This is a genomic window from Microbacterium sp. AC215 (genome assembly GCF_979258645.1).
Genome location: NZ_OZ409869.1, coordinates 854,954 through 880,679 on the forward strand (window position 1 = coordinate 854,954; position 25,726 = coordinate 880,679).

At 67.8% G+C, this 25,726-nt stretch carries 22 protein-coding genes; 6 read left to right on the forward strand and 16 right to left on the reverse strand.

Annotated elements, in window-relative coordinates:
* Nucleotides 1-17: 17 nt before the first annotated feature.
* Nucleotides 18-353 (reverse strand): peptidase, encoded by a 336-nt coding sequence (locus ACZZZF_RS04470; protein ID WP_187249511.1) that lies wholly within the window; start codon nucleotides 351-353, stop codon nucleotides 18-20.
* The gene (locus ACZZZF_RS04475) at nucleotides 350-1,729 is read right to left on the reverse strand and encodes an inorganic phosphate transporter (protein ID WP_372983654.1); all 1,380 of its coding nucleotides are present in this window, start codon (nucleotides 1,727-1,729) and stop codon (nucleotides 350-352) included. The genes ACZZZF_RS04470 and ACZZZF_RS04475 overlap by 4 nt, the downstream gene beginning before the upstream one ends.
* A gap of 159 nt (nucleotides 1,730-1,888) precedes the next feature.
* On the opposite strand from ACZZZF_RS04475, the gene ACZZZF_RS04480 reads away from it, so the two are divergent.
* Entirely contained in the window at nucleotides 1,889-3,988 is a 2,100-nt protein-coding gene (locus tag ACZZZF_RS04480) for a S9 family peptidase (RefSeq protein WP_463497232.1), read from the forward strand.
* A 73-nt stretch (nucleotides 3,989-4,061) separates the two neighbouring features.
* On the opposite strand, the gene ACZZZF_RS04485 is transcribed toward ACZZZF_RS04480, so the two are convergent.
* The 6 genes from ACZZZF_RS04485 to truB all read right to left on the reverse strand — a co-directional run bounded on the left by ACZZZF_RS04485 (nucleotide 4,062) and on the right by truB (nucleotide 10,375).
* Nucleotides 4,062-5,090, reverse strand: a complete 1,029-nt coding sequence (locus ACZZZF_RS04485) for an ATP-dependent 6-phosphofructokinase (protein WP_053095796.1) — start codon at nucleotides 5,088-5,090, stop codon at nucleotides 4,062-4,064.
* A gap of 222 nt (nucleotides 5,091-5,312) precedes the next feature.
* On the reverse strand, nucleotides 5,313-7,457 hold the full coding sequence (locus ACZZZF_RS04490) for a DEAD/DEAH box helicase (protein ID WP_463497235.1): 2,145 nt from the start codon (nucleotides 7,455-7,457) through the stop codon (nucleotides 5,313-5,315).
* Between the two features lie 209 nt (nucleotides 7,458-7,666).
* Nucleotides 7,667-8,620: a bifunctional riboflavin kinase/FAD synthetase gene (locus tag ACZZZF_RS04495; RefSeq protein WP_463497238.1), complete on the reverse strand. Its 954-nt coding sequence runs from the start codon at nucleotides 8,618-8,620 to the stop codon at nucleotides 7,667-7,669.
* Nucleotides 8,617-9,063, reverse strand: coding sequence for a hypothetical protein (locus ACZZZF_RS04500; RefSeq protein WP_261987734.1), 447 nt, complete (start codon nucleotides 9,061-9,063; stop codon nucleotides 8,617-8,619). The genes ACZZZF_RS04495 and ACZZZF_RS04500 overlap by 4 nt, the downstream gene beginning before the upstream one ends.
* Before the next feature lie 53 nt (nucleotides 9,064-9,116).
* Nucleotides 9,117-9,485, reverse strand: a complete 369-nt coding sequence (locus tag ACZZZF_RS04505) for a hypothetical protein (RefSeq protein ID WP_053095792.1) — start codon at nucleotides 9,483-9,485, stop codon at nucleotides 9,117-9,119.
* Nucleotides 9,482-10,375 (reverse strand): tRNA pseudouridine(55) synthase TruB, encoded by an 894-nt coding sequence (gene truB, locus ACZZZF_RS04510; protein WP_463497240.1) that lies wholly within the window; start codon nucleotides 10,373-10,375, stop codon nucleotides 9,482-9,484. The genes ACZZZF_RS04505 and truB overlap by 4 nt, the downstream gene beginning before the upstream one ends.
* 104 nt (nucleotides 10,376-10,479) lie before the next feature.
* Between truB and ACZZZF_RS04515 the strand changes: the two genes are divergently transcribed.
* Entirely contained in the window at nucleotides 10,480-11,379 is a 900-nt protein-coding gene (locus ACZZZF_RS04515; RefSeq protein WP_463497242.1) for an HhH-GPD family protein, read from the forward strand.
* Nucleotides 11,380-11,388: 9 nt separating this feature from the next.
* Here the strand turns inward: ACZZZF_RS04515 and ACZZZF_RS04520 are convergent, their stop codons facing one another.
* From ACZZZF_RS04520 to nusA, 5 genes are all read right to left on the reverse strand, one after another.
* Nucleotides 11,389-13,551 carry a helix-turn-helix transcriptional regulator gene (locus ACZZZF_RS04520; protein WP_463497245.1) on the reverse strand — a complete coding sequence of 721 codons (2,163 nt, stop codon included), beginning with the start codon at nucleotides 13,549-13,551 and terminating at the stop codon, nucleotides 11,389-11,391.
* A gap of 100 nt (nucleotides 13,552-13,651) precedes the next feature.
* Nucleotides 13,652-14,086 (reverse strand): 30S ribosome-binding factor RbfA, encoded by a 435-nt coding sequence (gene rbfA / locus ACZZZF_RS04525; protein ID WP_053095788.1) that lies wholly within the window; start codon nucleotides 14,084-14,086, stop codon nucleotides 13,652-13,654.
* A gap of 71 nt (nucleotides 14,087-14,157) precedes the next feature.
* Complete coding sequence (gene infB, locus ACZZZF_RS04530) at nucleotides 14,158-16,965, reverse strand: translation initiation factor IF-2 (protein WP_463497248.1); 2,808 nt, start codon at nucleotides 16,963-16,965, stop codon at nucleotides 14,158-14,160.
* Between the two features lie 95 nt (nucleotides 16,966-17,060).
* On the reverse strand, nucleotides 17,061-17,315 hold the full coding sequence (locus tag ACZZZF_RS04535) for a YlxR family protein (RefSeq protein WP_072591126.1): 255 nt from the start codon (nucleotides 17,313-17,315) through the stop codon (nucleotides 17,061-17,063).
* 59 nt (nucleotides 17,316-17,374) lie between these two features.
* Nucleotides 17,375-18,358: a transcription termination factor NusA gene (nusA, locus tag ACZZZF_RS04540; protein WP_053095786.1), complete on the reverse strand. Its 984-nt coding sequence runs from the start codon at nucleotides 18,356-18,358 to the stop codon at nucleotides 17,375-17,377.
* 131 nt (nucleotides 18,359-18,489) lie between these two features.
* Between nusA and ACZZZF_RS04545 the strand changes: the two genes are divergently transcribed.
* Together ACZZZF_RS04545 and ACZZZF_RS04550 are read left to right on the forward strand one after the other, a co-directional pair.
* Nucleotides 18,490-19,083, forward strand: a complete 594-nt coding sequence (locus ACZZZF_RS04545) for a flavin monoamine oxidase family protein (protein ID WP_463497250.1) — start codon at nucleotides 18,490-18,492, stop codon at nucleotides 19,081-19,083.
* Nucleotides 18,995-19,846 carry a flavin monoamine oxidase family protein gene (locus ACZZZF_RS04550; RefSeq protein WP_463497253.1) on the forward strand — a complete coding sequence of 284 codons (852 nt, stop codon included), beginning with the start codon at nucleotides 18,995-18,997 and terminating at the stop codon, nucleotides 19,844-19,846. The genes ACZZZF_RS04545 and ACZZZF_RS04550 overlap by 89 nt, the downstream gene beginning before the upstream one ends.
* Here the strand turns inward: ACZZZF_RS04550 and ACZZZF_RS04555 are convergent.
* Complete coding sequence (locus ACZZZF_RS04555; protein WP_053095785.1) at nucleotides 19,815-20,855, reverse strand: LOG family protein; 1,041 nt, start codon at nucleotides 20,853-20,855, stop codon at nucleotides 19,815-19,817. The two genes, ACZZZF_RS04550 and ACZZZF_RS04555, sit on opposite strands and share 32 nt — an antisense overlap.
* A gap of 124 nt (nucleotides 20,856-20,979) precedes the next feature.
* Between ACZZZF_RS04555 and ACZZZF_RS04560 the strand changes: the two genes are divergently transcribed.
* Nucleotides 20,980-21,483 (forward strand): pyridoxamine 5'-phosphate oxidase family protein, encoded by a 504-nt coding sequence (locus tag ACZZZF_RS04560; RefSeq protein ID WP_053095784.1) that lies wholly within the window; start codon nucleotides 20,980-20,982, stop codon nucleotides 21,481-21,483.
* 66 nt (nucleotides 21,484-21,549) lie between these two features.
* Here the strand turns inward: ACZZZF_RS04560 and ACZZZF_RS04565 are convergent, their stop codons facing one another.
* Complete coding sequence (locus ACZZZF_RS04565; protein WP_463497255.1) at nucleotides 21,550-23,307, reverse strand: proline--tRNA ligase; 1,758 nt, start codon at nucleotides 23,305-23,307, stop codon at nucleotides 21,550-21,552.
* Nucleotides 23,308-23,350: 43 nt separating this feature from the next.
* Nucleotides 23,351-24,121, reverse strand: a complete 771-nt coding sequence (locus ACZZZF_RS04570) for an isocitrate lyase/PEP mutase family protein (RefSeq protein WP_053095782.1) — start codon at nucleotides 24,119-24,121, stop codon at nucleotides 23,351-23,353.
* A gap of 163 nt (nucleotides 24,122-24,284) precedes the next feature.
* Between ACZZZF_RS04570 and ACZZZF_RS04575 the strand changes: the two genes are divergently transcribed.
* The gene (locus ACZZZF_RS04575; protein WP_463497258.1) at nucleotides 24,285-25,700 is read left to right on the forward strand and encodes an RNB domain-containing ribonuclease; all 1,416 of its coding nucleotides are present in this window, start codon (nucleotides 24,285-24,287) and stop codon (nucleotides 25,698-25,700) included.
* Nucleotides 25,701-25,726 lie beyond the last annotated feature (26 nt).

Genomic DNA, 25,726 nt, shown 5'->3' on the forward strand with positions numbered 1-25,726 from the left:
TGGGCAGGACTCGTCGGTCAGTGCCCGACGACGATGATCAGGATGCCTGCCACGACCGCAGCCGCGCAGAGCGCGAAGCATCCGTACGCGCCGAACAGTGCGATCCGTCGCTGCCCCTCGGTGAGCGGACTCTTCTTCGCCGCCTTGGCCGCCTGCTTGGCAGCCCGCTTGAGCTCCTTCTCGGAGATCACGGTGATGGCGTCGGTGAACTCCGCCGGACTCACGACCGGCGCGTGTCCGCTGCGAACAAGAAGCCGAAGACCGAACGCATAGAACGTCACGACCGCGCAGGCTCCGATCAGAGCCGCAAGGAACACCTGGACGAATGCGCCCCAGTCGATGCCGACACTCACTTCGACTCCTCGCTCTTCGCCGTCTCGGGACTGTCGACCCCGGGGCCGTCGACCCGCGTCGAGGCGCCCGCCTTCGGGGCCTTCTTCGCGGCCTTGGCCGCTGCCTTCGCCTTGGCGTCCGCCTTGGCCTGAGCCTTGACCTTCTCGCGCGCCTCCGCACGAGCCTTGGCCTCGGCCTTGGCCTCGATGATCCGCTGCTGTCGACGCGTGGGCGGGGGCGTGTCGGGGTGCTCGATCGCGAGCCCCGACTCGGCCACATCGCTCATGGCGTTCGCGGAGGTCACTGCATCCTTGCGGGAGCGAAGGAACAGGCCGATGATCACGGCCAGCGCCAGGACCGCGTCGATCGCGATGCCCCAGAGGCCGAGCCAGGTGATGAGCAGGGCCGCGAGGGCACCGACTGCGCCTGCAGCCGGAAGTGTGAGGAGCCAGCCGATGGCGATTCGACCGGCGGTCCGCCAGCGGACCGTGGAGCCGCGGCGGCCGAGGCCGGAGCCGATGACCGAGCCCGAAGCGACCTGCGTCGTCGAGAGCGCGAAGCCGAAAGCGCTGGAGGCGAGGATGGTCGCTGCCGTCGAGCTCTCGGCCGAGAAGCCCTGCGCGGGCTTGACCTCGGTCAGCCCCTTGCCCAGAGTGCGGATGATGCGCCACCCGCCGAGATAGGTGCCGAGGGCGATCGTCACCGCACAGGCGATGATGACCCAGAGGTACGGATCGGCCTGCTCGCTGCTCTGCCACCCGACAGTGATCAGCGCGAGGGTGATCACGCCCATCGTCTTCTGAGCGTCGTTCGTGCCGTGCGCGAGTGCGACCAATGACGACGTGAAGATCTGTCCCCAGCGGAAGCCGTCGCGCCCGTCGGGCTTGCCGTCGTAGCGTCGGGTGATCGAGTACGCGAGCTTGGTCGCCGCGAAGGCGATGATGCCTGCCGTCAGCGGGGCGATGAGCGCCGGGAGGATGATCTTCGAGAGCACCATGCCGAAGTCGATGCCGTTGACTCCGACGCCGACCAGGGTGGCTCCGATCAGGCCGCCGAACAGCGCGTGGGACGAGCTCGAGGGCAGACCCAGCAGCCACGTCAGCATGTTCCAGGTGATCGCGCCGATGAGACCGGCGAAGATCATCGGCAGGAACACGTCGCCTTGGATCGTGTCCTCGCGGATGATCCCGTGCGACACGGTCTTGGAGACCTCCGTCGACAGGAATGCTCCGACGAGGTTGAGGACTGCTGCGAGAAGGACAGCGGTCTTGGGCTTCAGCGCGCCTGTCGCGATGGGCGTGGCCATCGCGTTGGCGGTGTCGTGAAACCCGTTGGTGAAGTCGAAGAAGAGTGCCAGCAGGATAACCAGCACGACGATGAGGGCTGCGGTTTCCACCGTTCGCTTTCGGTCGTTGAGGAAGAAAGGAGAGGTGTCGACGGGATCGACGTGACGAACGAAGAGTTCACCGTGGGTTTTACTTCCGTTAACCGGCCCCGGTAGATCCTCCCACCCTCCCGGGTGCCGGTCAACTTGACCTGGGATAGCGTGGGAGGCGTGACTGATGCCCCGATCGCAGACCGCCGCTCGACCCTTCGCACGCACCACGGTGACACCTTCGATGATCCATACGAATGGCTTCGGGAGAAGGAATCCGGCGAGGTCATCGCACACCTCGAAGCCGAGAACGCGCACACTGAGGCCGAGCTCTCCCATCTGGCCGACCTCCGCGAGACTCTGTTCCAGGAGATCAAGGGCCGTGTGCAGGAGACGGATCTGTCCGTGCCCACGCGGCGCGGTGCCTGGTGGTACTACAGCCGCACCGAAGAGGGCGCGCAGTACGGCATCCACTGCCGTACCGCCGCGGCCGAGGACGACTGGACTCCCCCGGTGCTGGAGCCGGGCGTGGCGGTGCCGGGCGAGATCGTGCTGCTCGACGGCAACGTCGAGGCCGAGGGGCACGAGTTCTTCTCCCTCGGAGCGTTCGACACCTCGGACGACGCGACGAAGCTGCTCTGGGCGACGGACTTCGAGGGCGACGAGCTCTACACGGTGCACGTGCGCGACCTCGTGACCGGCGAGACGCTCCCCGACGAGATCCCAGACACGGGTGGCGCGTTCTTCACACCGGATGGCACCGGGATCCTCTACACGACACGCGACGAGGCATGGCGGCCCGACACTCTCTGGCTGCATCGTCTCGGCACTCCCGTCTCGGGCGACGTGAAGCTCTTCCACGAGCCCGATGAGAAGTACTGGCTCGGCGCCGGCATCACCCGCAGCCGCAAGTACCTGGTGATCGCCGTCGGATCGAGCATCACCAGCGAGGAGTACCTCGTCGATCTCGCCGGAGACCTCACCGCAGCTCCTCGGATCGTCTGGCCGCGCCGCGAAGGCGTCGAGTACTCGCTCGAGCACGCCGTGGTGGACGGCGAGGACCGCCTCTACATCCTGCACAACGATGAGGCCCTGGACTTCGAGCTCGTCTCCGTGCCCGCCTCCGACCCACAGAGTGAGCGCCGCATCGTCCTCGCGCACGAGCCGGGTCGTCGACTGCTCGGGATGGACGCGTTCCGCGACTTCGCGACGGTGGAGTACCGCCGTGAAGGCCTGGAACGGGTCGGCATCCTGGACTACACGACGGACTCGGTCGACGACATCGCCTTCGACGAGCCCCTGTACTCGGCAGGCGTCAGCGGCAATCCGGAATGGCACTCGCCGTTCCTCCGGCTCGGCTACACGTCGTTCGTGACTCCGGGAACCGTCTACGAGATGGATCTCGCCACCCGCGAGCTGCATCTGCGCAAGCAGGTCGCCGTCCTCGGCGGGTATGACCCCCGGGAGTACGGCCAGAAGCGCGACTGGGCCACGGCGTCGGACGGTACCCGCGTGCCGATCTCCCTCGTGTGGAAGCGATCGTTCGGAGAGCCTGGCGCCGACCCGCGCCCCGTGCATCTCTACGGCTACGGCTCGTACGAGCACTCGATCGACCCCGGCTTCTCGGTCGCGCGGCTCTCGGAACTCGACCGCGGCATCGTCTTCGCCGTCGCTCATGTCCGCGGCGGTGGCGAGATGGGTCGGCAGTGGTACGAGGACGGCAAGCTGCTGAACAAGCGCAACACCTTCACCGACTTCGTCGCGTGCGCCGAGCACCTCGTGGAGCAGGGAGTCACGTCGCCCGAGCGCCTGGTCGCCGAGGGAGGAAGCGCGGGAGGACTCCTCATGGGCGCGGTGACGAACCTCGCTCCCGAGCTGTTCGCCGGCGTGCTCGCGGCAGTGCCGTTCGTCGACGCGCTCACCACGATCCTCGACCCCTCCCTCCCCCTGACGGTGATCGAGTGGGATGAATGGGGCGACCCGCTGCACGGAGCCGAGGTGTACGAGTACATGAAGTCGTACTCGCCGTATGAGAACGTCCGCGACGGCGTGCGCTACCCGCGCATCCTGGCCGTGACCTCGCTCAATGACACACGCGTCCTCTACGTCGAGCCTGCGAAGTGGATCGCTGCCCTGCGCGTCGCCGGTGCGACCGACGCCCTGCTCAAGTGCGAGATGGTCGCCGGTCACGGCGGTGTCAGCGGACGCTACAACTCGTGGAAGGAGCGGGCGTTCGAGCTCGCCTGGATCCTCGACACGGTCGGCCTCGCATCGCGCTGACCTCTCGAAGAACGCAGAGAACGGGCCGATCCGCACGGATCGGCCCGTTCTCTGTGGTGCACGCGATCGAGACTCAGCCGAAGAGCGCTGCTGCCTCGTCGTAGCGGCTGCGCGGAACGGTGTTCAGCTCGCCCAGAGCCTCGGCGAACGGCACGCGCACGATGTCCGTGCCCTGCATCGCGACCATCTGGCCCCATGCCTTGTCGATGATCGCGTCGGCCGCGTGGAGTCCGAGGCGCGTCGCGAGCACGCGGTCGAAGGCCGACGGCGATCCGCCGCGCTGGATGTGGCCAAGGATCGTCGCGCGGGTCTCGATGCCCGTGATGCGCTCGATCGCCGGAGCGAGCTGGTCCCCGATGCCGCCGAGTCGAGGACGGTTGAATGCGTCCAGGCCCTTGTCGCTGTAGGCCTCATCCATACCGAGCAGCTTGAACCCCTCCGAGACGACGACGAGCGGTGCGCGACCGCGATCGTGCGCGCTCGAGACGAGCTCGGTGATGTCGTCGATCGACATGGGGACTTCGGGGATGCAGATGGCGTGAGCGCCCGCTGCCATGCCCGCGTGAAGGGCGATCCAACCGACGTGGCGCCCCATGACCTCGGCGACCATGCAGCGCTGGTGGGAGTCGCCCGTGGTGCGCAGACGATCCATCGCGTCCGTGGCGATGTTGACCGCCGTGTCGAACCCGAACGAGTAGTCCGTGGCGCGCAGGTCGTTGTCGATCGTCTTCGGCACGCCGATGACGTTGATGCCGTCCTTGGCGAGGCGGTCGGCTGCTGCGAGGGTCCCCTCGCCGCCGATCGCGATGATGCCGTCGATCTTGTGTCCGTACAGCGTCTTGGCGATGTTCTCGGCGCCGCCGCGCTCACCCTCGTAGGGGTTCGTGCGACTGGTGCCCAGGATCGTGCCGCCGACCTTCGACAGGCCCTTCACCTCGTGTCTGGTGAGCGGGAAGAAGTCCCCGTCGACCACGCCGCGCCAGCCGTCGCGGATGCCGACGAACTCGAGGTCGTAGGTGGTGGTGCCCTTGAGCACGATGCCGCGGATGACCGCGTTGAGTCCGGGGCAGTCGCCGCCGCTCGTCAGAATGCCGATCTTCATGCTTGCCTCAGACGGGTTCAGGGAAGGGGGAACAGGCGACGTTGCCTGCGATCGACACTAGCGCTCCGGGCGGACCGGGCGCCATTCGAGACGATGAAAACCGAGGATCTTGCCGCCGTTGCGCGACGATTCGCCAGAAATGCGCGATACGTCCGCCCGACATGAGAAATCGGCGCCAAGAAACAAAGTTCTTAACGCCGATTTCTGTCGACTCGAGAAGGCTCAGACGACGCCGAGCGTCTCCCGCAGAAGATGCATGAGAGCGCCCAGCTGCACAGGCTCGGCCGCCGCCTCGTCGACGGCCTCGCCGTCCAGGGCACGGGCCGCGAGGCCCTGCTTCTGATCGATGAGCTCCGCGATCTTGGCGTCGATCGTGTGCGCGGCGATGATCCGCCACGCCGTCACCGGCTCGTCCTGACCGATACGGTGCACGCGGTCGATCGCCTGAGTCTGCTCCGCGGCCGTCCAGGACAGTTCCGCCAGGACCACGTTGGATGCGGCCTGCAGGTTCAGGCCGACACCGGCAGCGGTCAGCGAACACACCGCGATGCCGACCTCGGGGTCGCTGTTGAAGTCGTCGATCGACTGCTGCCGCACGGTCGAGGTCTGGTCGCCGCGGATCGAGACCGAACGGATGCCGGCCGACGCGAAGTGCGCCTCCGCCTGGTCCATCACGTCGATGTGCTTCGCGAAGAACACGACCTTGCCCACCGATCGCTGCAGCTGGGCCGCGTAGTCGGCTGCCAGGTGCGCCTTCGCCTGTCCGATGCGCCGCACCATCGTGAAGACGTTGTCTCCCCCGGTGCCAGCGGCCTTCGACTCCTCGAGCTCGTTCTGGGCGACCAGACGCACGATGTCGTCGTCGATCTCGCCGTGTGCCAGTCCGCGATCCCCTCGCGCCTCGATGATCCGCCGGTAGCGGGCGGCGAGCCGCTCGCCCAATTCCCGCTCGGCCTGACGGATGCCGCGGCCGAACTCGTCGTCCAGCTGCACGGGAAGGTCGGCGATGAGCTTGTCGGGAAGGTCGGCGGCGACGTCCTTCTTCTTGCGCCGCACGATACCCATCGAGATCACGGCTTCGCGGGCCTCGGGGTAGAACGCCTTGTCTGCGGGGGTGAAGCCGGTCGCGTCGAGCTTCTCCATCAACTCCGGCCCGGGCTTCTCACCCGTCGTCCACCCGAGGAAGCGCCAGATGGCGTCGAAGTCCTCGACGTCGTTGATCAGTGGGGTTCCCGTGAGCGCGAGCATCAGCGGGTTGCCGCCGGGGGTGCGCTCGCGAACGCGATTCGCGAGCGACAGCACGTTCTGCGACCGCTGGGAGCTGAGGTTCTTGATGAAGTGTGCCTCGTCGACGACCATGCCCCGAAGCCCGATGGATGCGAGCCACGACATGTGGCGATCGAGGATCTCGTAGTTCACGATGAACACATCGGCGAAGGCGTCGATGTCATCACCATCGCCCTGGATCACGGTGGCCCTGCGCTGAGGGGTCCAGCGCTCGACCTCTCGCGCCCAGTTCATCTTGACCACGTTGGGCACGACCACGAGCAGCGGGTAGGCCCCGGCCACGGACGCCGCGAGCACCGACTGCGCCGTCTTGCCCAGACCGGGCTCGTCGGCGAGGAGGAAGCTCCTGTGCCCCTCTCGCACCGCTTCGAGGAAGCGGGACTGATGCACCATGACCTCGAGACCCTTGGGCGAGAGGTGGTCGTACTCGGGCGCCGGAGGCAGGTCCATACTGGCTGCTCCTCCCCCGGCTCCGGTCTCGAAAGCCTTGTACAGCGGGCCCATGAGCTCCCAGCCGTCGAGACGTCGACGCGGAGTCGTGGTGGCGCGCGGGGTGAGATCGGGCGCGAGGAACGGGTTCGCCAGTTGACGCGCCTCGACAGAGGGCGGGGTCACCTGGCGCTCAGCGATCGCGGCGGACACCACGGGTGCCTGAACGGGCGCGATGTCGGCGATGATCAGCTCTTCCGGAGCCAGTTCGGCTCCCGACTCGAGCAGCCAGTCGCGTCGCATGCGCTTCGCGACCGGTGAGGTCGCCTGATCGGCTTCGAGAAGCTGGATCAGGGACGTGTCGCGCGCCGCCGTCTTCGCCAGGATCGTGGCGACGCCGTCGAGTCGCTTGAGAAGCTCTGCGCGGGCGGCATCGGCGATGTCGGCATCCGCCTTGACCCTGGCGCGCTCTTCACGCACCAGGAAGGCGATGACCTGGAACTTGACCCGGTTGGTGGGTCCGAGCTTTCCTCGCTGCGACTTCGCCTCGATCTCACGCACCTTGCGGGCGAGGATCGGGATGAGGGGTGCCTCATCGTCGCGACGGGACGTCTTCTTGCGCCGTGTTGCGGCGGTTGCCGTGGTCGGCATGCTCCTCCTGAGCGTGAAGGCCGGAACACCCTGAGGATGCATCGGCCGTTCTCGGTGTCCGCGTGTGGCGTGAGCCAGGACCGTACGAACAGTATTTCCGGCGGTCGTCGACGAGCGAAGGACGCGCGAGGATCAGGGACCACCGAGGCCCATTCTATGCCATGCAGCCTGAGCCACGCAGATCAGGACACGCAGAGTTCAGGGCGAGTTCAGCAGGCGTCGCGCGACAGGACGGTCTCGGCATCGGTCACGTCGGCGGCCATCTGGGATTTCAGCTTCTCGATCCCCTCGAACGCGACCATTCCGCGCAGACGCTCGACGAACTCGACGGTGACGTCGTGACCGTACAGATCGAGATCGGTCTCTCCGATGACGTGCGCCTCGACCTGACGTTCGAGCACGTCGTCGAAGGTGGGGTTGGTGCCGACCGAGATGGCAGCCCGGTGGCGGAGGCCGGTCTCGTGGTCGACGAGCCAGCCTGCGTAGACTCCGTCGGCCGGCACGAACGAGTCGACGGACGCCGAGAGGTTCGCCGTGGGGAAGCCGAGCTCGCGTCCGCGCTTGAGTCCGTGCACCACCTCCCCGCGCACGTCGACGTTGCGGTCGAGCACACGCGCGGCGGCGGTGACATCTCCGGCCATCAGCAGTTCCCTGATCCAGGTGGACGAGACCCGACGGTCGGAGCCGTCGAGGAAGACGTCGTCGACGACCTCTACGGTGAAGCCGTATTTCGGTCCGAGCTGTCGGAGGAGATCGGGGTTGCCCGCTCCGCCGCGGCCGAACCGGAAGTCTTCACCCACGAGAACGGTGGACACGTGCAGGGCACTGGTCAGGATGCCGGCGACGAAGTCCTCCGCGCTGCGCGCTGCGAGCTCCTCGTCGAACGTCAGAAGCAGCGTGGCGTCGAGCTCGAGCTCGCTCAGCAGCTCGATCTTCCGCTCGACCGTGACCACGTTCTCCGGGCAGCGGTCGGGCCGCAGCACGGCGAGCGGATTGCGGTCGAACGTGACGGCCACGGCGCGGATCCCCGACTCGGCAGCGATCTCCTTGAGGCGCCCGATCACCGCTCTGTGCCCCGCGTGGACGCCGTCGAACTTGCCGATCGCCACGGCGGAGGGACCGAAACCGGGGGGAACCTCGCTCGGGTCTCGGAAGACGATCATGCGCTCGCCTCGACGCGGAGAGCGGACGCGACCGCACGGGCAGGCCTATGCGTGCGCAGCCACCAGATGCCGAAGATCGGCAGCACGAGCGGGATGAACAGATACCCGCGCCCGAACATCGACCAGACCGTGTCGTGCGGAAAAAGCTCGGGGAAGAAGATGCTGAGCGAGCCGACCACGAGGACGCCGGCGAGCTCGAAGACGATCGCCACCCAGGCCACCGCGTACCAGCCGCGTCGATTCGCGAGAACGAGTGCCAACGTCGCCAGGATGTACACGACGGCAGCGAGTGCCGAGAGCGCATACGCGAGAGGCGCTTCGCCGAACTGGCGGAAGATCTGCACGAAGCTTCGCCCGGTCGCCGCCAGCGCCATCACGGCGTAGACGATCACGAGGACACGACCGATGCCGGTCATGCGGGAGGTGGGAACGGTGGTGCTCATAGCGTCCTCCATTCTAGATCCGGGCGGGAAGCCCCGGATGCCTCGCCGACCGGTCAGGCCACCTGGATGGTCCAGATCACGTGCATGCGCCAGATCATGATCGCGACGGCCAGCGCCGCCACCCCGAGGATCACCGTGCTCCAACGGCTCCTCTCCATCAGCGCCCAGAGCACGGCGCCGATGGGGAGCAGCACCGCGGAGACGAGATAGACCCAGTACTCGAGCAGGTCGCCCGTCGGCGGGTTCCCCACCAGCGGCGCCACGATGGCGACGATCACCTGCACGACGAGGAGCAGCTCGACGAGCGCGAGCGCACCGACGGAGTAGTCGCTCGGACGTCGTCCGGCCAGGCCGAGTGACACGCAGAACAGTCCGGCCAGGGTCGCGACCGCCACCTGGGCGATCGTCAGCCAGAGGATCATCGAGCCGCCTCCGGCATGTTCATGGCGCTCTTGAGATCGGCACCGCGCCTCTCGACGACGCCGACCAGGACGCCGTCCTCGTCGATCGCAGCCGCGAGGGAGCCGGTCAGCCGATCCGCCTGGCCGACCAGCCGCTTGCCGTGACGCAGATCTCTCGCTTCCTCTGCCGACACCGGCATCACGTCCAGGACCCGCGCGGCCGCGGCGGCCGGAGTCAGCAGCGCTGTCTCGACGACGCCGTCGACCGTCACGGCATCCGCGACGTCGAAGTCGCCGACTCGCGAGCGCCGAAGGGCCGTGAGATGCCCGCCGACCCCGAGCGCTGCCCCGAGATCACGAGCGAGGGAACGGATGTACGTGCCGGAGGAGCAGTCGACGACGACGTCGAGATCGAGGAACCCGTCACCGGAACGCTCCGCCAGAACCTCGAACCGCGACACTGTGACGTCACGAGCGGCCAACACGACCTCTTCGCCGGCCCGCACACGGTCGTACGCGCGACGTCCGTCGACCTTGATCGCGGACACCGAGCTCGGGACCTGAGAGATCGCGCCGGTGAGCGCTTCGATCCCCGCCGCGACCCGATCGGGGGTGACCGAGTCCCAGGCCCCCGCCGTGGCTCGGGTCAGGATCTCGCCGTCCGCATCGTCCGTGCCCGTCGTCTGTCCCAGTCGGATCGTCGCCTCGTAGGTCTTGTCCGCTCCGACAATGTAGGTGAGCAGTCGCGTCGCGCCCTCGACGCCGATCACGAGCAGACCCGTGGCCATGGGGTCGAGGGTTCCGGCATGCCCGACCTTGCGAGTGCCGAGCGCACGTCGAGTGCGTGCGACGACGTCATGGCTGGTCAGTCCAGCTGGTTTGTCGACGAGGAGGATGCCGGGCGAGACCATCTCTCAAGCCTAGGGTGCGCTCGAACTCCCCTCTGCCCGTCGCGACCCATGTCGACGCCGTCCGCCGCTCTTCAGCGGGATCGGGGTTCGCCTAGGCTGACGAGGTGCCTTCGACTTCGCATCCACCCGCCGAGGTGTCCGAGCCTCTCGCGGACTGGTACCGGGGTGCCGCACGCGACCTGCCGTGGCGGCGCACGGAATTCCGCGAGGATTTCGGCGCGTGGGGAACGCTGGTCAGCGAGTTCATGCTGCAGCAGACGCCCGTGAACCGAGTGATACCGCACCTCGAGGCGTGGCTCGCCCGGTGGCCGACGCCCGCGGCCATGGCCGCCGCTTCACCCGCCGAGGTCGTGCAGCAGTGGGCCAACCTCGGCTACCCGCGCCGCGCACTCTGGCTGCATCGCGCGGCCATCGAGATCTCTGAGCGACACGGCGGCGTCGTCCCCAGCGACATCGATGCCCTCCTCAAGCTCTCGGGCATCGGCGACTACACGGCCAGGGCTGTCGCTGTCTTCGCCTATGGCGACCGGCACCCCGTCGTCGACACGAACACTCGACGTGTGATGGCGCGCGCCATCCTCGGCCAAGCACAGCCGGGACCGCCCTCGCGTCGCGACCTGGCGCTGATGGACTCGCTGCTGCCCGCCGATGTCGCCGAGTCCGCCGTGTTCAACGCGGCCGCGATGGAGCTGGGCGCGACGGTGTGCACGGCACGCTCGCCGCGCTGCGACGTCTGCCCGCTGAGCGACACATGCGCGTGGCTGGCCGCAGGGCGACCCGAGACCGGTGACACCCGCAGACGCCAAGCCGCCTTCGAGGGTTCTGACCGCCAGGCACGAGGAGCCGTGCTCCGGGTGCTGCGAACCGCCGCGCCCACCCCGGTGCTGATCGACTCCGTGCTGGCCGACTGGCCCGATCCGCTTCAGCGCGACCGTGCGATCGTCTCGCTCATCGCCGACGGCCTCGCCGAGGCCGATGGCGAACTGCTGTCGCTTCCCCGCTGAGTCCGCCCGTCAGACGAACTGCCCGATGCGGTGAGCGAGCACCGTGAGCTCGACTCGGGTCCTCACCTCGAGCTTCACGAAGACCCGACCGAGGTGCACCTCCACGGTGCGCACCGAAACGTGGAGCGCATCCGCGATGTCGCGGTTAGAAGCTCCGCCGACCGCCAGCATCGCCACCTCGAACTCTCGAGCGGTGAGCATCGACTCCCACACTCGCCGGCACGAGGAGAGCGGGTCACCGCTGGCGGCAGCTCCGCCGGAGGCCTCCACCTGCTCCAGACGCACGGAGACCGCTCTCGCCCATGCCGTCGCACCGGAGACCTCGAGCAGGTTCCGTGCCATCGAGAGGTGCTCCCGTCCGAGACCCACGTCTCCCTTGATCAGGGACCTCGTGCCGATCATCGCCTCGACCCGCCCGCGCGAGAAAGGCGAGGTCAAGGTCCGTGCGGCGGCGACCACGACCGGCCGCGCAAGGCGCCACTCGTCGTCCGAGCAGCTGGTGATCTGCACGCGCAGCCGTTGCGCCAGAGCGATCTCGGGCGGTTCGATCCGCTGCGGGCTCCATGATCCCCCATGCGTGACCACGATCGCCTCCTCCAGCCCCGGCACCGACAGGGTCGGCTGAGGAGCGCCGCGATCCCTCCAGAGCCGCATGCACGCCGCGGCTTCGGCCGAGTCTCCCGACAGGAATGATTCGATCCCCCTGTCCACCAGCTGATCGATGCGCAGAGGGGCCGGGAGGGCGGCGGTGAGAGCCTTGGCGAACGGCCCCAGATGTCCGAGAACCGCGAGATCGAGGCGTCGTGCGATCACGACGCCGAGCCCGGCGAAAGGCAGCGCCACAGGCAGCTCGACGGCCGCACGAAGCATCCTGTCGCGCGCGGCGCCGATGTCTCCACGCCACATCAGGAGCAGCACCTCGGCGACCGCGCGGTACGCCGCGACGAGTGGACTGAGCTCGAAGCCGGCCACGAACGGGTCGACCTCGACGCCGACCGGCGAGTCACCGGCGGCGAGCAGGCTCAGCCCCCGGTCGACGTCCCCGTCGACCGCCGCTTGCAGAGCCCTCAACAGGCCGCCGGTGAGGGGCCCGGCCCCGCGAACGTCGTCCTTCTCGCGGTCGCCGATGACGAGCCAGGCCAGTGCGACGACCGGATCTCGGAGTTCGCGATCGGCTTCGACGCGCGCGCTCGCGTGACGGAGAGCGTCGAGCCACGAGCGCATCGTGCGACGGTCACCGCGTTCGGCGCACAACATCGCCGCGAAGGCAGCAGCTCGCGCCCAGGAGTACCAGTGCTCCGCGTCATCGCGATCCGGTCGGATCACGCTCATGTCGACCTCGGGAACTGACCCCCGCAGATGCGTCTCGGCGACGAGCAGCCCGCCGAGACCCTGGATCCGATAGAGCTCGTCCCCACCGGGGAAGAGACTTCCGAGCCGTCGCGCCGCCTCGATCGCGTGCCCGGCCGCGATGGCGGCGACACCGGCGACGAGGTTCGCCTCGTCCTGCTCGACCCCGCTCGAATGGGCGGCGGCTTCTGCAGCGAGGTGGAAGGCGCGCTCGCTGAGTCCCGCCTCCGAATGTTCCCTGGCTATCCGTGTGAGCTCCCCGGCAGTCACCGGTTCGCCGTGCATCGCAGCTCGAGCGCTGTGCCAGTCGGCGTCCACCTGCTCGCCGCGTTCGTCGAAGAGTCGGTGGAGTCGCAGGTGCACTGCAGCAGCCGCGGAGGAGGGCGTCGTCGCTCGCAACCAGATCGCCAAGCGGGGGTCGGACAGACGGACGCGACCGGCGTGGATGTCGAGGAGCGCTCCGAGAGGGCCTGTGGTGAGCTCCGCGGCAGAACGACCGGCGAAATCGACCAGCGGATCCAGCCTGTCGTCGAGGCGCATCGACACCGCGATGAGCACCTCACGGTCGCTGTCGTCCAGCTCCAGCTGGGCGAAAAGCCTCTCGACCGATGACACCATCGGCAACGGTGAGGGGAGCGCCCTGAGCCCTTGCCGTTGAGCCGCGTCGAGACGAGCTGCGACGGCCAGGATCGTGGGAGGGTCCTCCGACAGCTCGGCAGCGAGTCGTGCCGCGACATGCGGCGCGCAGCTCAAGTCGTGCTTGAGGAGTTCCTCGAGAATCGTCTCGACAGCTGCCGGTGCGACCGGAGCTGTCCTCTGCACACGCGAAACGTCGATGCTGAACTCCCCAGTCCCCACGGGCGACCGCCCGTTAGGCCGAGGTTACCAAGACTGCTCACGCCCTCAGACGAGGGCGCGATATTCAGGCCTGCGTGTCGTCGTCTTCCTGGCGCAGGTACGGGTCTGCGTCACCGGCGTGCGAGGCGGAGGAGGCGAGCTTCGCCACGTCGGCATCGCGCTGCTGCGCCTCGCGAAGAAGCGCCGAGATGTGATCGGCGTTCTCGGGCAGAGCGTCGGGGATGAACTCGAGCGTCGGAACCAGGCGGGTGCTCAGCTGCTTCCCGACCTCGCTGCGGAGCATGCCGGTCGCGGAGGTCAGCGCCGCACCGCTGGAGAGGCGCTCCTCCTCGGTGCCCAGCACCGTGTAGAACACGGAGGCGTGCTGCAGGTCTCCGCTCACGCGGACGTCGGTGATGGTCACGAATCCGAGTCGCGGGTCGCGCAGACCCTTCTCCAGTCGCTCTGCGAGGATCACACGAATGCGATCGGCCAGACGTGCCTGTCGTTCACCAGCCATTGTTCTCTCCCTCTACGTACCCTTCGGGCGAGGGTGCATGACGCACCCTCGCCCGAAGATATCGAACTCGATCAGCTGCGAGGCTTCTCGACCAGCTCAGTGGTCTCGATCTCGTCGCCGATCTGGATGTCGTTGAACTTGCCGAGGCCGATACCGGCCTCGTAGTCCGTGCGAACCTCGGTGACGTCATCCTTGAAGCGACGCAGCGACTCGATGGCGAGGCCATCGGCGATCACCACACCGTCGCGGATGACGCGAGCCTTGGCGTTTCGCGTGATCGTTCCCGAGCGCACGATGACACCGGCGATGTTGCCGAACTTCGAGGAGCGGAACACCTCGCGGATCTCGGCGACACCCGACTGGACCTCTTCGTACTCCGGCTTGAGCATGCCCTTGAGCGAGCTCTCGATCTCATCGATCGCGTTGTAGATCACCGAGTAGAACCGGATGTCCACGCCCTCACGCTGTGCACGCTCGCGCGCCTTCGTGTCGGGACGGACGTTGAAGCCCACGATGATCGCGTTGTCGATCGTCGCGAGGTTGACGTCGGACTCCGTGATCGCACCGACACCGCGGTGGATGATGCGGAGCTGCACCGAGTCGTCGACCTCGATCTTGAGAAGCGACTCCTCGAGCGCCTCGACGGCACCGGAGACGTCACCCTTGATGATGAGGTTGAGCGACTCGACCTTGCCCTCTTCGAGAGCACGGGTGAAGTCCTCGAGCGAGATGCGCTTGCGGGCCTTCGCCAGCTGCGCGTTGCGCTCGACAGCTTCACGCTTCTCGGCGATCTGACGGGCCATGCGGTCTTCCTCAGTGACGATGAAGACGTCGCCGGCACGCGGCACGGAGTTCAGACCCTGCACCTGCACGGGACGCGACGGGTAGGCCTCGAGGACCTGCTCGCCGTTCTCATCCGCCATCGCACGCACGCGGCCGTACGCCGTTCCGGCGACGATCGCGTCACCGACGCGCAGCGTTCCGGACTGGATGAGCACCGTGGCGACCGAACCGCGACCCTTGTCGAGCTTCGCCTCGATGGCGACACCGCGAGCGGCCTTGTTCGGGTTGGCGGTCAGGTCGAGGCCTGCATCGGCAGTGAGCAGCACCGCGTCCAGGAGCTCCTGGATTCCGGTGTTCGCACGGGCCGAGACGTCGACGAACATGACGTCTCCGCCATACTCCTCTGCGACCAGGCCGTACTCGGTGAGCTGCTGGCGCACCTTGGCCGGGTTGGCGTCGGGCTTGTCGACCTTGTTCACCGCGACCACGATCGGCACGTTCGCCGCCTGGGCGTGGTTGAGCGCCTCGACCGTCTGCGGCATGATGCCGTCGTCGGCCGCGACCACGAGGATCGCGAGGTCGGTGACCTGCGCTCCACGAGCACGCATGGCCGTGAAGGCCTCGTGACCCGGGGTGTCGATGAAGGTGATGGCACGCTCGATGCCCTCGTGCTCCGTCCACACCTGGTACGCACCGATGTGCTGGGTGATGCCGCCGGCTTCACCCTCGATGACGTTGGTCTGACGGATGGCGTCGAGAAGGCGCGTCTTACCGTGGTCGACGTGGCCCATGACGGTGACCACCGGAGGACGGATCTCGAGGTCGTCCTCGCTCTCCTCCTCGAGCTCCTGCTCGAGGTTGAGACCGAAGCCCTCGAGGAGCTCCTTGTCCTCGTCCTCGGGCGAGACCATCTGGATCTTGTATCCGAGCTCCGCACCCAGGACCTCGAACGTCGCCTCATCCAGCGACTCGGTGGCCGTGGCCATCTCGCCGAGGTTGAAGAGGATCGTCACGAGGGTTCCGGGCTGGACCGTATAGCCGGTCAGCGTCTCGATCTTGTCGGCGAAGTCCGAGATCGACGCGCCGCGGCGCATACGAATGATCTCCCCGTTACCGCGGGTGACGTTGACGCCACCGACGACCGGGGCGCTCCGCATCTCGAATTCCTGCCGCTTCGCCCGCCGCGACTTGCGCTGCTTGCTCTTGCCGCCGCCCTTGCCGAAGGCACCTGCGGTACCTCCACCGGGACCACGACCGCGACCTCCACCGCCACCGGGACGACCTGCGAAGCCTCCACCGGGACGAGCGCCGGGACCTGCACCGGGTCCACCGGCACCGCCGGGACGACCGGGTCCACCCGGACGCTGCTGGAACGGTGCGCCACCGGGACAACCGCCCTGACCGCCGCGCGGGGCGCCGGGACGGGGGGAACCGGGACGAGGTGCACCCGGACGCGGCGCGCCGGGACGCGGAGCCTGCGGACGCGGGATGTTGCCCGGCGTCGGGCGCTGGCCCATCCCCTGCGCGGAGGCGAAGGGGTTGTTGCCGGGTCGCGGTCCGTTGGGCCGTTGACCCATGCCCTGAGCGGACGAGAACGGGTTGTTGCCCGGGCGCGGGGCTCCGGGCTTGGGTGCGCCGCCATCAGCGGGCTTGGAAGCTGCGCTGTCTGCGGACTGGGGAGCTGCCGGCGTGGCGGCAGCCGGAGCGGCGGCCTCGGCCGGAGCTTCGGGTGCCGGAGCGGCAGCAGGCGCCTCGGGCGCGGGCGCGGGCTTGGGCCCGGGCTTGGGTCCGGGTGTCGGTGCACCGGCACCGGGCTTGGCGGCACCGGGCTTGGCTGCACCGGGCTTGGCAGCACCGGGCTTGGCTGCACCGGGCTTGGCGGCACCGGGCTTCGCTGCGGCGGGAGCCGCATCCGCGGAGCCCTTCAGCGAGGCGTCCGACTCGATGGCAGCGCGAAGCTTGCGCGCCACCGGCGGTTCGATGGTCGAAGAGGGGCTCTTGACGAACTCTCCGAGTTCCTTGAGCTTTGCAAGTGCGATCTTGCTGTCGACGCCGAGTTCGGCGGCGATCTCGTGTACGCGTGGTTTACCAGCCACAATTCTCCTGTCTGGGGTCGGTCCACCCAGACAGGGCAGACCACTAGTCGCGGACGGGTCTCATTTCGAGCCGTTCACTTTGTTTCCATAGCCGTTCAGCCTTTGTTTCTTGGTGGGTGCTGTTCGATGATCCGCGTGTCCAGATCGCTGGAGACGCGCAGTGCTCTTCCGAAAGCCCGGCGCCGCAGAGCGGCATCCACGCATTCCGGTGTCGGATGGACCCACGCGCCTCGCCCTGGCAGAACGGCGCGCTCATCGAGGATGAGGATGTCGTTCTGGGACACCACTCTGAGAAGAGCGGCGCGGGGAGCACGCGTGCGACAGCCGACGCACGTTCGTACGGGTTCCATCTTACACCTGTGTTCCCGTCCGACTCGCGCGGCTGGCGCGAGTCGGACGTGGCGAGCGGTCAGTCCAGGACGCTGTCCGGCTGGATGTCGATCTTCGCTCCGGTGAGCTTGGCAGCCAGTCGGGCGTTCTGCCCCTCCTTGCCGATCGCGAGCGAGAGCTGATAGTCGGGCACGAGTGCACGCACGGCCCTGGTGTTCGCGTCGAGGATGAACGAGCTCGTGACCTTGGCGGGAGAGAGGGCGTTCGCGACGAACGCGGCGAGCTCCGGGTCGTGATCGACGATGTCGATCTTCTCGCCGGCCAGCTCCTCGGTGACGGCACGAACGCGTCGGCCCATCTCGCCGATGCAGGCGCCCTTCGCGTTGATCGCCGGGTCGTTCGCACGGACGGCGATCTTGGTGCGGTGGCCGGCCTCACGAGCCAGCGAGACGATCTCCACGAGACCTGCGGCGATCTCGGGCACCTCGAGCGCGAACAGCTTGCGGACGAGACCGGGGTGCGTGCGCGAGACGGTGATCTGCGGTCCCTTGAGACCCTTAGCGACGCTGGTCACGTAGACGCGGAGGCGCGACCCGTGGGTGTACTCCTCGCCCGGCACCTGCTCCTCCGGAGGAAGGATCGCCTCAACGGCTCCGAGATCGACGTGGATCATGCGGGGATTCGGTCCCTGCTGGATCACGCCGGCGACGATGTCGCCTTCCTTGTCCTTGAAGTCTCCCAGCACGACATCATCCGCGATGTCCCGCAGGCGCTGGCTGATGACCTGCTTGGCGGCGAAGGCCGCGATACGTCCGAAGTCATTCGGCGTCGCGTCCTCTTCGCCGATGATCGCGCCCTCTTCGTCCTTGACGACCTGCAGCACGGCGACGTGCCCGGTGCGACGATCGAGTTCGACGCGGACCCCCTCGGGGGTGGCGCCGTCGTCCGAGACGTGCTTGGAGTAGGCGGTCAGGATGGCCTGTTCGATGATCGAGACCAGCTCATCGAAGGGGATCGCCTTCTCCTTCTCGATCCCACGCAGCAGACTCAGTTCGATATCCATGACGACTCCCTATTCAGCTCTCGTCGCGCGGGTGTTCACGCGCGACATCCGTACCACGATACCCTGTGCCCACCGCCCGATGCCACGGAGGCGGCCGCACCGACGCGGTGCCGAGCGCGCAGGAGGACTCAGTGACGACGTACGACACCATCGTGATCGGGGCAGGGATGTCGGGTGTGACGGCGGCCCGCATGCTCGACGACGCCGGAGCCGACGTCATCGTCCTCGAGGCGAGGGATCGCGTCGGGGGCAGGATGCACACCGACCGCGCTGCGGGTTTTCCCGTCGATCGCGGTGCGTCGTGGGTCCACGGCATCGACGACTCCCCGCTGTGGGATCTCGTGCAGGCGCTCGGCATCCCCACCCTCGAGTACACCGTCGGCAGCTTCCAGGCCGGAGGCAGGCCGATCGAGAACTTCGACGGGGAGGGCAGGGCGATGGATCCTGCGAGCACTTCTCAGTGGGTCGCCGATGTCGAGCAAGCAGATCGACTGTTGGCAGAGGAGATCACCCGGTCCTCCCCCGGCGACACCTATCTGGATGTCACGGAGCGCGCGCTCGACCGCTCGGGCTTCGAGCCGGAGCGCATCGATGAGGTCCGCGAGTTCTTCCGTCACCGCGTCGAGGAGCAGTGCGGTGCATCGGGTCGGGGACCTCGACGCGCACGGGCTCGACGAGGATGCGATCGACGGCGACGAGGTCATCTTCCCGCGCGGCTACGATGAGCTCCCGCGTCGGATCGCCGCCGGTCTCGACATCCGACTCGGTCACGTCGTCACCCGCATCGAGCGGACCGACCGGGGCGTCACCGTGTCGACCCGGAACGGAGAGTTCTCGGCCCGCAACGCGCTGGTGACCGTGCCGCTCGGCGTGCTCAAGGCGGAGTCGATCGAGTTCGCCCCTCCGCTGCCCGACGCTGTCGGCGGACCGATCGCGCGACTGGGCATGGGAGTGTTCAACAAGGTGTTCATCCAGTTCCCGGAACGCTTCTGGCGCGAGGACAGCTACGTTCTCCGGGCGCTCGGCGAGGCCGGTGAGCACTGGCACTCCTGGTACGACGTCTCGGCGGTCAGCGGGATCCCGACGTTGCTGACCTTCGCCGCCGGCCCGTTCGGCCGCCGGATGCAGGATCTGTCGGATGAGGAGGTCGTCGCGGACGTCGTGAGCGCCCTGCGGTTCCTCTACCCGGATGCCGTCGGCGACCCCACCGCGCACTGGATCACGCGATGGGGACAGGACGAGTTCTCGAACGGGTCGTACTCGCATCTCGCGGTCGGCTCGACACACCACGACCACGACGAGCTCGCGGGGCCGGTCGACGCAGTGCTGCACTTCGCCGGTGAGGCGACATGGGGCGACGAGCCGGCGACCGTGGGGGCCGCGTACTACTCGGGGCACCGCGCCGCTGAGCGCATTCTCGGTCGGTCGATCGACCTGGCGGAATTCGCGGCAGGCATCACAGCGCGGGAGCGGACTCCAGCGAGTTGATCGCGCCGATCAGACGGAACAGGTTGCCGACCTGTCGCTGGTCGAGATGCAGGGAGAGACGAGGAAGGTGCAGCAGATCGTCGTCTGCGACCTCCGGCGACCGCGGAGCTGTCCGTTCGATCCGTCCGCTCGCCAGCATCCCGGCGAACCGGTCGTTGAGATCCTCGAGCTCTTCGTCCGTCGGCTCTCCACGCAGTCTCAGCACGAGCGAGTCCCCCACCCAGCGCAGCGAGTCGTAGTTGCGCCAGAACCCGGCGATCACGGCGGCTGCCGACTCGACGGAGTCGGTGATGACCACGCGATCGAAGTCGCCCTCCGAGATCACCCCTGTCGGCGCCAGGTCCTCGTCGATGAATCGCTTGAGGCCGTTCCAGAACGTGCCTCCCGGCTCGTCGAGCAGCACGATCGGCGTCGGCTCGGCCTTTCCGGTCTGTTGGAGGGTCAGCAGCTCGAACATCTCGTCGAGGGTGCCGAATCCGCCAGGGAGACAGATGAAGCCGCTGGACTCCTTGATGAGCATGAGTTTGCGGGTGAAGAAGTACTTCATCGCCACCACATGCTCGCTCGCCGCGATCAGGCTGTTGGCCTTCTCCTCGAACGGCAGCCTGATCGACACGCCGAGCGAGAGCGCGGGGCCGGCACCTTCAGCGGCAGCCTGCATGATTCCCGGTCCTGCTCCGGTCACCACCATCCATCCGTCCGCTGCGAGAGCAGCCGCGACATCACGGGCCTGGACGTAGAGCGGATCGTCGTGGAGGGTACGCGCCGAGCCGAACACCGTGACCTTCGGCACCCCTTCGAACGGTGCGAACAAGCGGAAGGCGTCCCGCATCTCGGCGAGGGCGGCGGAGGCGATCTTGAGATCGAGGCGGTTCGTGCCGTCCTCCCCCAGCAGGACCGCTGTGCGCATCATGCGCATCACGAGCCTGCGATCGGTCTTGACCCCTGCTTCGTCGAGGACGTTGTTGATCTCGGCGCTCAGCGACGCCGTCAGCGGTTCGTCGGTCATGCCCTCAGCCTGTCATGGGAGCGCGTCGGGCGGGCCGCCGCAACGCCGCCCTCCGCCCTCACCACGCTCACGTCCCCGTGTCAACGCCCGTGCCAAGTCAGGTCTCCTGCGGGACAGTGGCTGCATGACAGAGATCACTGGACCGGAAGCACTGGCACGCGTCACCGAACTCGTCGAGGACATCGACTTCACGATGCTGACGACCACCGACGACGACGGCAACCTCGTGAGCAGGCCGATGTCGACCCGGCAGATGGACGACGCCGGCGACATCTGGTTCTTCACCGCCGAAGACACCGAGAAGGTCGAGGAGGCGCGCGCCCATCGACAGGTCGGCCTCTCGTACTGCGACGCGAAGGGCATGCGATACGTGTCGGTGGCCGGCAACGCGTCCGTGGTGCACGACCGCGCGAAGATGGAAGAGCTCTATTCGCCCTCGCTCGACATCTGGTTCGAGGACGGGCTGGACACTCCCGGCATCGCACTTCTCAAGGTGACGCCGACGGTGACCGAGTTCTGGGAGCCCTCCAAGGGCAAGATCGCGATGGCGGCCGGCGCGCTCAAGGCCCTCGTGACCAAGGACACGCCCGATGACGACATCATGAACCACGGCCGGATCGTCTGCTGACGTCCGCTCCGAACGACAGAATGCCGCGCACCCGGTGAGGTGCGCGGCATTTCTCTGTCGTCGAGGTCAGCGCTGGGTCAGCTGATCGACGGCGTCGGCGACGGACACCGCGCTGCGATCCCCCGTGCGCCGGTCCCACAGCTCGACCTGACCGTCCGCGGCCCCTCGGCCGACGATGACGATCTGCGGAACGCCGACGAGCTCGGCGTCTCCGAACTTGACTCCGGGCGAGACCTTCGGGCGGTCGTCGTAGAGCACGTCGAGACCGGCGGACTCGAGCTGAGCGGAGAGCTCAGCTGCCACGTCGAAGGCCACCTGGTCACGACCGGCAGCCACGACCTGCACGTCGAAGGGCGCGACCGAAGCCGGCCAGATGAGACCCTTCTCGTCGTTGTTCAACTCGGCGATGATCGCCAGGATGCGCGTCACGCCGATGCCGTACGACCCCATCGTGACCGTGACGAGCTTGCCGTTCTCGTTGAGCACCTTGAGTCCGAGCGCGTCCGCGTACTTGCGACCCAGCTGGAACACGTGACCGATCTCCATTCCGCGCGCGAGCTCGACCGGACCGGAGCCGTCAGGAGCCGGATCGCCGGCGCGGACGTCGGCGATCTCGACGATGCCGTCGGCGAAGAAGTCACGTCCGGCGACAACCGAATGCGCGTGCTTCTCGTCGAGGTTCGCACCGGTGATCCAGCTCGTGCCCTCGCTCACACGGGGGTCGACCAGGTAGCGGATGCCGGTAGCCGATTCCTCGCCGAGCACAGCTCCCGTGGGCGACCAGGGGCCGATGTAGCCCTTGACGAGCAGCGGATTCTTCTCGAAGTCGTCTGCCGTGGCGGTCTCGACCTCGGCGGGCGCGAACGCGACCTCGGCCCGCTTCTCGTCGACCTCGCGGTCGCCGGGGATGCCGACGACGACGAGTTCACGGGTGCCGTCGAGGTGCGTGAGCGCGAGCACGACGTTCTTGAGCGTGTCCGCAGCCGTGTAGTCGCCGTCGAGGTGCACGTTCGAGTGCGCGACGAGAGTCTCGATCGTGGGTGTGTTCGGCGAGTCGAAGATCACCGGTGCCGCATCCGCGTCGAACGCGATGGCGTCGGGAACGGCGGTCGTGAATGCCTCCACATTGGCGGCGTATCCGCCGGCGCTGCGGACGAACGTGTCCTCGCCGACGGGAGTCGGGTGCAGGAATTCCTCGCTCCGCGAACCGCCCATCGCTCCGGCATCCGCCTGGACGATGACGTACTCGAGACCCAGGCGCTGGAAGATGCGCTCGTAGGCATCGCGCTGAGCCTGGTAGCTGAGATCGAGACCCTCATCGGAGGAATCGAACGAATAGGCGTCCTTCATCGTGAACTCGCGTCCGCGAAGCAGTCCTGCCCGCGGACGCGCCTCATCGCGGTACTTGTCCTGGATCTGGTAGAGCGTGAGGGGAAGATCCTTGTACGACGAGTACAGGTCCTTCACGAGCAGCGTGAAGGACTCTTCGTGCGTCGGGGCGAGCAGGTAGTCGCCGCCCTTGCGGTCCTGGAGACGGAACAGCAGGTCGCCGTACTCGTCCCAGCGTCCGGTCGCCTCATACGACTCGCGGGGCATGAGAGCCGGGAAGTGCACCTCCTGTGCGCCTGCCGCGGCCATCTCCTCGCGGACGACGGTCTCGATCTTGGCCTTCACGCGGAGACCCAGCGGGAGCCACGCGAAGATACCGGCAGCCTGCGGCCGGATGTACCCGGCGCGGATCAGCAGCTTGTGGCTCGCGACCTCTGCGCCTGCAGGGTCTTCACGGAGCGTGCGGAGGAAGAATTTCGAGAGACGAGTGACCACCGGGCAAGTCTACTGACCGGTGGTCGCTCGTTTTCGCGATGCGTCAGTTGAGCGCGGGCAGGCCGTTCGGGATCACGCCGCCCGCGTAGAGGCTTGCCGCAAGATCCTGGACCGCGGTCAGGGCGACCCGCTGAGGGAGCGGGCCGTAGGAGATGCGGGCCACACCGAGCTTCTCGTACTCCGAGGCGGCGAGGGTGCCGGGGAGCCCGATGACGCTGAGCTTGCCCTCGCCGAGCCCCTCCACGAGCTGACGCGTGATGTTGGCGTCGAGCATGCCCGGAACGAAGACAGCCGTGGCGCCGGCGTCGAGGAACGCCCGGCCGCGCTGGATCGCATCGGCGATGCTCTCGGCGACAGGACGGTGGCCGGCGCGCACGAAAGCGTCGGTACGAGCGTTCAGAGCGAACGGAACACCCTCGGCCTCGGCGGCCTTGACGATGGCCTCGACGGCCGCGACCGACTCGTCGAACGGCTTCAGACGGTCTTCGACGTTGGCACCCACCACGCCGGCGCCGATCGCGAGTCGCGTGGTCTCTCCTGCGTCGCCGTATCCGTCGTCGAGGTCGGCGGTCACCGGAACGGAGACGGATGCGGCGATGCGGCCGACCATGTCGATCATGATGTCGCGGGTGATGGTGCCGTCCTCGAAGCCGAACGAGGCGGCGATGCCGTGTCCGGCCGTCGCGATCGCCTTCGTCTCGGGAAGCTTGGCGACGGCGCGGGCGGACACGACGTCCCACACGTTCACGACGCGGAGGATCTCCGGAGCTTCGTAGAGTCCGATCAGGGTCTGGGCTTTCGCAGCAGTGGTCATGCCCCCACGCTAACGCCCAGTATTCCGGTCGGGGCCGGACGGACACGCGAATCTCAGGTTCCGGGTGGTGCGCATCGCTACGGCTGACGGCTCGACCCCTCGGCTCCCGCGGTGCTGCCCCGACGGCACCGGCTCGCGAAAGCGAAGGATCTAGTGTGGGGTCATGCCTCAGCGCCGATCCCACGTTGCTCCGTCAGCCGCGCAGACCGAGCTCGCCGTCGCGCTCGCCACCCTTCGGGAATCTCTGGGCGCCCCCACGGACTTCCCTGCGGCGGTCCTGGCGGAGGCTGCAGCCTCGGATGCTGCCACCCCAGAGCTCGATCTGCGCGACATCCCGTTCGCCACCCTGGATCCGCTCGGGTCGCGCGACCTCGACCAGGCCTTCCACCTCGAGCGCCGGGGATCCGGCTACACCGTCCGCTACGCGATCGCCGATGTACCCGCTTTCGTGCGACCGGGCGGCGCTGTCGACGCGGAAGCCCGCCGGCGAGGTCAGACCCTGTATGCAGCGGACGGCACGATCCCGTTGCATCCGAAGGTGTTGAGCGAGGATCGTGCGTCGCTGCTGGCCGATGTGGATCGCCCCGCGCTCGTCTGGACCTTCGCGTTGGATTCCGCGGGAGTCGTCGAGGAGTTCCGGCTCGAGCGAGCGCTGATCCGCTCGCGCGCCCAGCTCGACTACGCCAGCACGCAGGCGGCACTCGATCAGGGCGAGGCGGGTCCCGCCGAGCTTCTGCCGGAGATCGGCGCGCTCCGCGTCGCGCAGGAGAAGCTGCGGGGCGGTGCGAGCCTGAACCTGCCGGACGAAGAGGTCGTGCGGGGCGTCGACGGAACCTTCGCCATCGAACGCCGGCATCCGCTTCCTGTCGAGGAATGGAATGCTCAGCTGTCGCTCATGACGGGCATGGCAGCCGCGTCGCTCATGATCGACGCAGGCATCGGGATCCTGCGGACGATGCCCCAGCCCGACGAGAAATCGTTCGAGGCGTTCCGCCACCAGACCGAGGCCCTCGGGCGGCCGTGGACGACCGGCAGGTATGGTGACTACCTCCGCGAGCTGGACCGCGAAGACCCCATGACCCTCCCGATCCTCGAAGCTGCGGCGTCCCTGTTCCGCGGAGCGGGGTATGTGACCTTCGACGGCCCGGTGCCGCCCGACACGGAACAGGCGGCGATCGCCGCCCCCTACGCTCATGCCACCGCACCATTGCGGCGTCTCGTCGACCGCTGGTCGCTCACTGTCTGCCTCGCCGCATCCGAGGGTCGCGAGGTTCCGGGCTGGGTGCGCGAGTCCCTCGCCGAGCTTCCTGCACTGATGCAGGAGTCCGGCCAGCGTGCCTCCCGACTCGATTCCGCGACGATCAACTGCGTCGAGGCTGCGCTGATGACACCGCTGGTCGGCGCATCCGTCGACGCGACCGTCATCGAGATGCGCGGTGAGCGCGCGACCGTCCAGATCGCCGATCCCGCGGTGACGGCCTCCGCCCCTGTGCCGCCCGACACCGTCCCCGGCGCGATCGTGCGCCTCCGTGTCGAGCGGGTGGACGTCACCCGAGGTGAGATCGAGTTCGCCGTCTGACTCTCTCGGAACACACGCGGAGGGCC

Excerpts from the sequence above, each read along its gene's own strand:
- ACZZZF_RS04485 (WP_053095796.1), bottom strand. The coding sequence starts at position 5,090 with ATGAAGATCGGCATTCTGACGAGCGGCGGCGACTGCCCCGGACTCAAC.
- ACZZZF_RS04490 (WP_463497235.1), bottom strand. The coding sequence starts at position 7,457 with ATGCCGACCACGGCAACCGCCGCAACACGGCGCAAGAAGACGTCCCGT.
- ACZZZF_RS04495 (WP_463497238.1), bottom strand. The coding sequence starts at position 8,620 with ATGATCGTCTTCCGAGACCCGAGCGAGGTTCCCCCCGGTTTCGGTCCC.
- ACZZZF_RS04500 (WP_261987734.1), bottom strand. The coding sequence starts at position 9,063 with ATGAGCACCACCGTTCCCACCTCCCGCATGACCGGCATCGGTCGTGTC.
- ACZZZF_RS04505 (WP_053095792.1), bottom strand. The coding sequence starts at position 9,485 with ATGATCCTCTGGCTGACGATCGCCCAGGTGGCGGTCGCGACCCTGGCC.
- truB (WP_463497240.1), bottom strand. The coding sequence starts at position 10,375 with ATGGTCTCGCCCGGCATCCTCCTCGTCGACAAACCAGCTGGACTGACC.
- rbfA (WP_053095788.1), bottom strand. The coding sequence starts at position 14,086 with ATGGCTGGTGAACGACAGGCACGTCTGGCCGATCGCATTCGTGTGATC.
- ACZZZF_RS04535 (WP_072591126.1), bottom strand. The coding sequence starts at position 17,315 with ATGGAACCCGTACGAACGTGCGTCGGCTGTCGCACGCGTGCTCCCCGC.
- nusA (WP_053095786.1), bottom strand. The coding sequence starts at position 18,358 with ATGGATATCGAACTGAGTCTGCTGCGTGGGATCGAGAAGGAGAAGGCG.
- ACZZZF_RS04555 (WP_053095785.1), bottom strand. The coding sequence starts at position 20,855 with ATGACCGACGAACCGCTGACGGCGTCGCTGAGCGCCGAGATCAACAAC.
- ACZZZF_RS04560 (WP_053095784.1), top strand. The coding sequence starts at position 20,980 with ATGACAGAGATCACTGGACCGGAAGCACTGGCACGCGTCACCGAACTC.
- ACZZZF_RS04570 (WP_053095782.1), bottom strand. The coding sequence starts at position 24,121 with ATGACCACTGCTGCGAAAGCCCAGACCCTGATCGGACTCTACGAAGCT.
- ACZZZF_RS04575 (WP_463497258.1), top strand. The coding sequence starts at position 24,285 with ATGCCTCAGCGCCGATCCCACGTTGCTCCGTCAGCCGCGCAGACCGAG.